The organism is Rhodoferax sp. (assembly GCF_039922535.1).
Classification (GTDB): Bacteria; Pseudomonadota; Gammaproteobacteria; order Burkholderiales; family Burkholderiaceae_C; genus Rhodoferax_B.
In genome coordinates, this window is record NZ_JBDTEM010000283.1 from 1 (window position 1) to 5423 (window position 5423).

Genomic DNA, 5423 nt, shown 5'->3' on the forward strand with positions numbered 1-5423 from the left:
TGCGGGTCAGCAGGTCGGCCACGCCGGGGTCCAGCGCTGGGCCTGCAGCATTGCCCAGGGCTTGCACCAACATGCGCTCCAGACTGGGCTCGATGGCAATCACGTTCAGTTCGCGGGTAGGGCCATAAATTTGTTGCACGATGGCGGGGGCCAGGGCGATCCGTACACGGCGGGCCAGGTCGGCGGGGTCGGTAGTGGCACCGGCGTGTTCGGCCAGGCATTCGACGATGGTGCGGATGTCGCGGATGTGCACAGACTCTTCCAGCAAGAGCTGCAAGACTTTCTGGAACGTGGCGATAGACACCATTTTTGGAACCACTTCTTCGATCAGTTTGGGGGCCAGTTTGCTCACATGCTCCACCAGTTGCTGTGTCTCGGTGCGGCTCAGTAAACGGGCCGCCTGCACTTGCATCAAGTGTGACAAATGTGTGGCCATCACGGTTTCCGAATCAACCACGGTAAAGCCTGCCATTTGTGCCGCTTCCTTCTGGCGTTCGTCGATCCAGTGGGCGGGCAAGCCGAACGCCGGGTCGGTGGTGGCGGTACCAATCAGCGGGGTGGTGATGCCGCCAGGATTGATTGCCAGGTACATGCCGGGGAAGGCTTCGCCTTCGCCCACCACCACGCCGCGCAGGGTGATGCGGTAGCCGCTGGGTTTGAGGTCCAGGTTGTCGCGCACGTGCACGGGCGGGGGCAGAAAGCCCACTTCCTGGGCAAATTTGCGGCGCACGCCTTTAATGCGGGTGAGCAGGTCACCAGGGCGGGTTTTGTCCACCAGGGTGATGAGGCGGTAGCCCAGTTCCAGCCCCAGTAGGTCCACCGGCTGAAGGTCATCCCAGGTGGCTTCACCATCGGTGGGTGGCGGGCCAACGAGCAGGGTGGATTCCTGCGGCACCGGGCGATGGGCAATGGCCCAAGCCATGTAGCCCAGCACGGCCGCCATCGACAAGAACACCATGTGCGGCATGTTGGGGATGATGCCCATGAAGCCCATGATGCCCGCCGTGATGCCCAGCACCTTGGGCGATTCAAACAACTGGCCAATGATTTGCTTGCCAATGTCGTCGTCCTTGCCCACCCGCGACACCACCATGGCGGCGGCAATGGAAATCAGCAGTCCGGGGATTTGTGCCACCAGTGCATCGCCCACCGCCAGCAAAATGTACGTGTCAGCGGCTTTGGAGGCGGTCAGATCGTGTTGCAACACTCCGATGGTGAAGCCGCCCACGATGTTGATCAGCAAGATCAAAATGCCCGCAATGGCATCGCCGCGCACAAACTTGGAAGCCCCGTCCATGGAGCCGAAGAAGTCCGCCTCTTCGCCCACTTCGGCGCGGCGGCGTTTGGCTTCTTTTTCGTTGATCAAGCCGGCATTCAGGTCGGCATCTACTGCCATCTGTTTGCCGGGCATGGCATCCAGGGTAAAACGGGCCGACACTTCGGCAATCCGCTCCGAACCCTTGGTCACCACCACGAAGTTGATGACCACCAGAATCGCGAAAACGATCAAACCGACCGCAAAGTTGCCGCCGATCAGGAAGTGGCCAAAAGCCTCGATCACCGCGCCTGCAGCACCCGCGCCAGTGTGGCCTTCTAGCAGCACCACGCGGGTGGAGGCTACGTTGAGCGACAGGCGCATCAGCGTGGTAAGCAGCAAAACCGAAGGAAACGCGGCAAAGTCCAAAGGCCGCACCATGTAGGCCGCCACCATCATCACCATCAGCGCCACGGCGATGTTGATGGTGAAAAACGTGTCTAGCAGCCACGCAGGCATGGGCAAGACCATCATCGCCAGGATGATCACCACCATCACCGGCGCCGATACGCCCTGTAGCAGCTTGCGGTTCGTGTTGAACCACTGCTGTACCGATTGGAGCTGGGGGTTCATGGGGTTGCCTCAGCCAGGATAGTGTTGCTCAGCGGGTCCAGCTCGGGCGGAACCTCGGGCTGCGGGAAGCTGTCGGGCATCTGGCCCTCGCCGCGCATGGCGGCTTTCACCCGGTATACGTAGGCCAGTACCTGGGCCACCGCGGTGTACAGAGCGGACGGGATTTCGCCGTTGATCTCGGCGTGCGCGTACAGGGCTCGGGCCAGCATGGGCGACTGGAATACGGGGATTTCATGGCTCTTGGCCACATCGCGGATTTTCATGGCCACCAGGTCGGCACCTTTGGCGATGACCTGCGGTGCGCGCATGGTTTTTTCGTCGTATTTGAGCGCCACGGCAAAGTGGGTTGGGTTCATCAGCACAAAGTCGGCCTTGGGCACGGCACTGACGCTGGTGCGTTGGGCAATCTCACGGGCCCGCGCGCGCATCTTGCCCTTCATCTGAGGGTTGCCGTCAGACTCCTTGTGTTCCTGCTTTACCTCTTGGTGCGACATTTTCAGGCGCGACTTCATCAAGAAGGTTTGCAGCGGTACGTCGATGGCCGCCACGGCGAACACCACCAGCAGCAGCAGGCTCATTCCTGAGGTGATCCAGTTCGCCACATGCTGGATCGAGGCCGCGGACGGCTGCAGCACCAATTGCGCGACCGAACCCAGGCTGTTGCTTAAATACGTCCAGGCCACCGAAATCAAAACGGTGGTGATGACCAGTAGTTTGAGGATGTCGGTGGCCTGCTCTTTGGAAAAAAGGCGGCCAAAACCCGAGATCGGGTTGATGCGGCTGAAGTCCGGCATGATGGGTTTTAGGCTGGCAACCCAGCCGCCCGATGCCACGGCGCTGCCGACGGCCGCCGCCAACACAATTGCCGCAAACACAGTACTGGCCATCATGCCGACCAGCACCACATCCTGCAGCCGGTCCAGCATGCTGCCGTTCTGCGCCAGGGTGGCCGCATCGAAGGACAGCTGTTGGCCTAAAACCAGTTTGAAGTGTTCTAAAAAAGACGGGGCCAGCACCAGTACCGCCGCCGAGCCCGTGCCCAACACCGCCAAATGGGACAGGTCTTTGGAGCGTGAGGCCTGCCCATCCTTGCGTGCTTGCTCTAGCTTACGCTGGGTGGCGGGGAGATCTTTGTCTTGGCTGGATGATTCCATGGCAATGGGGTTTTTGGTGACCCCATTGTCGGCATCGCGCCGCTTGGCTAAAGCGGGATAAACAGCACTTAGGCTGGCTTATTCCCGTCCCTAAAAACCCGATTAAAAACCCAGGCTGGCCAGTAAGTCATCTACTTGCGACTGGTCGGTGACCACATCGGTTCGATTGGTGGCATCGACCACCGGACCGGCCAGACCTTCAGAGGTTTTGTGTTGAACCGGCGAGGGGCTCGGAGCAGTCTGGATCAGCAGCTCGATCAGTTGCTTTTCAATGGTCGAGGTGAGGTTGACCACCCGTGCAATCACCTGGCCCGTGAGATCGTGGAAATCCTGCGCCATCATGATTTCGGTTAGATGCATGTCGATTTCTTTGCTGGCGCGCTCGACATCGGCCACAAAGTTGTACACCGCACCTGTAGCCACGGCCGCCACCGGGTCTTTGACGATGAATGCAGCCAATTTGCTGGTTTCGGCAGCGATGAAGTCGTGCTGGATTTTGGCCAGATCAACTCGGCTGAGTACCTTTTCAGCTGCCTCGCCAGTCAGGCGGGCAATGTAAGTCAGGCGACTTTGCGCATCGGGCAGTTCTTCTACGCTGTCTTTGAGCTTGTCGGTATAGCCCAACTCGTTGAGGGAGTCGTGCAGTTGACGGGTCAAAAGACCAAGCTTTTGGTGCACTGCTGGCTGGAGCTCTCCGTCAGCGGGTAGGGCTGCGGCGTTCATGCTGGGATCAGCCCGTTCTTCTTGAGAATGTGGATGAGCTTGTCTTCAAGCGTTGCTTTGGTGAACGGCTTCACGATATACCCAGCAGCGCCCCCTTGTGCGGCGGCCACAATATCTTCCTTGCGGGCTTCGGCGGTCACCATCAGCACCGGCAGGTGTTTCAGCTTCTCGTCGCCCTTGACTTCGGCCAGAAGCTGAAATCCATTCATATTGGGCATATTGATGTCGCTCACCACGAAATCAAAATGCAGGCCACTGCGGAGCTTTTGCAGCGCAGCGAGACCGTCTTCGGCTTCGTCCGCATCGGGGTAACCAATCTCTTTGAGCAGGTTACGCACGATACGGCGCATGGTGGAGAAGTCGTCCACGATTAAAAAACGCAGGTCATTTGCCACGGGTGACCCTTTCGATAAAGGTTGCAGGAATAAGGCGCATTTTGGAGGTTCTCGGCGATCTCATGGCTTTTCTACGCCACTTGCAGGCGTTTGCCCGGTATCAGGCGCTGTTTCATTTGTTACAGAAGGCCCTATTGTGGCATTGCCCATCAATCGTGCTTCGGCTTCACGCGTCATGATCGTAATGCTGATGCGCCGATTCACCGGCGCCAGCGGATTTTTGGTGTCGAGCAGGCTGCTGGCAGCCAGGCCCACCACGCGGGCCATTTTTTCATCGGGCATGCCTGCAGCGACCAGTTCGCGGCGCGAGGCATTGGCCCGGTCGGCCGATAGTTCCCAGTTGCTGTAGCCGCGCTCGCCATTGCCGTAAGGCGTTTTATCGGTGTGCCCGGCCAGGCTGATGCGGTTTTCGACACCGTTGAGGGCGCTGCCAATTTCCCTCAGGATCTCGCGCATATAGGGCTTGACTAGGGCGCTGCCACTGTCGAACATCGGACGGTTTTGCTCGTCCACGATCTGGATCTGCAGGCCATCGGGTGTAGTTTCCAAGCGGATTTGCGAGCGGTATTCGGCCAACTTAGGGTTGTTGGTAATCAATGCGTCGATTTTGTCGCGCAGGTTCTTGATGCGCGAAGCGTCCTGTTTGGCGATTTCGGCCTTGGCTGCGGCATCGTCCATTTTCTTTTTGACCGGATCATCGCCGGTACCACGCGTGCCCTGGCCTGCGGTTTTGGTCAGGTCCGAGCCGCCGCCCGACAAGATGCTGTTGCTGGCCCCAGCACCGCTGCCGCCTTGCATGGCGACTTTGAGGGGGGTGTTGAAAAAGTCGGACAGGCCTTTTTTGTCGCCTTCTGAGGTTGAGCCCAGCAGCCACATCAAGAGAAAGAAAGCCATCATGGCTGTTACAAAGTCGGCGTAGGCGATTTTCCAGGCACCGCCATGCACGGCGTGGCCGCCTTTTTTGATCTTCTTGACGATGATCGGTTGGAGCTTCTTGCCTTCCGTCGCCATATCAATCTGCTAGAAAATTACTTTTTGCCACGTACATGGCCTTCGAGTTCGGCAAAACTGGGCCGGTCGCCAGAAAACAGTACTTTGCGGCCAAACTCGATGGCAGTCGCTGGGTTGTAGCCTTGCATGCTGGCCAGCAACGTGGTTTTCATGCACTGCAGTTCTTTGGCGCTGTCTTCGGTTTTTTGCTCCAGCAGACCGCCCAGTGGCTCCAATACACCGTAGGCCAGCAAAATGCCCAAAAAGGTACCC

Annotated in this window: 5 protein-coding genes and 1 pseudogene; all 6 read right to left on the reverse strand. The window is 58.7% G+C overall.

From position 1 onward, the window contains the following. On the reverse strand, window positions 1-1888 hold a 1888-nt coding region (flhA, locus tag ABI213_RS13110; RefSeq protein WP_348027438.1), incomplete at its 3' end, for a flagellar biosynthesis protein FlhA. Beyond that, window positions 1885-3042 (reverse strand): EscU/YscU/HrcU family type III secretion system export apparatus switch protein, encoded by a 1158-nt coding sequence (locus ABI213_RS13115; protein WP_348005638.1) that lies wholly within the window; start codon window positions 3040-3042, stop codon window positions 1885-1887. The genes ABI213_RS13115 and flhA, both read right to left, overlap by 4 nt. 102 nt (window positions 3043-3144) lie before the next feature. Beyond that, entirely contained in the window at window positions 3145-3765 is a 621-nt protein-coding gene (locus ABI213_RS13120) for a protein phosphatase CheZ (protein WP_348005643.1), read from the reverse strand. Then, window positions 3762-4160 (reverse strand): response regulator, encoded by a 399-nt coding sequence (locus tag ABI213_RS13125; RefSeq protein ID WP_348027440.1) that lies wholly within the window; start codon window positions 4158-4160, stop codon window positions 3762-3764. Before ABI213_RS13125 ends, ABI213_RS13120 begins: the two co-directional genes overlap by 4 nt. Before the next feature lie 60 nt (window positions 4161-4220). Further along, complete coding sequence (gene motB / locus ABI213_RS13130) at window positions 4221-5171, reverse strand: flagellar motor protein MotB (protein WP_348027442.1); 951 nt, start codon at window positions 5169-5171, stop codon at window positions 4221-4223. A 17-nt stretch (window positions 5172-5188) separates the two neighbouring features. Continuing rightward, window positions 5189-5423, reverse strand: a pseudogene (locus ABI213_RS13135) (flagellar motor stator protein MotA); the annotation flags it as partial.

What these genes read in the sequence shown, in the direction of transcription:
- ABI213_RS13115 (WP_348005638.1), bottom strand. Translation starts at nt 3,042, where the DNA reads ATGGAATCATCCAGCCAAGACAAAGATCTCCCCGCCACCCAGCGTAAG.
- ABI213_RS13120 (WP_348005643.1), bottom strand. Translation starts at nt 3,765, where the DNA reads ATGAACGCCGCAGCCCTACCCGCTGACGGAGAGCTCCAGCCAGCAGTG.
- motB (WP_348027442.1), bottom strand. Translation starts at nt 5,171, where the DNA reads ATGGCGACGGAAGGCAAGAAGCTCCAACCGATCATCGTCAAGAAGATC.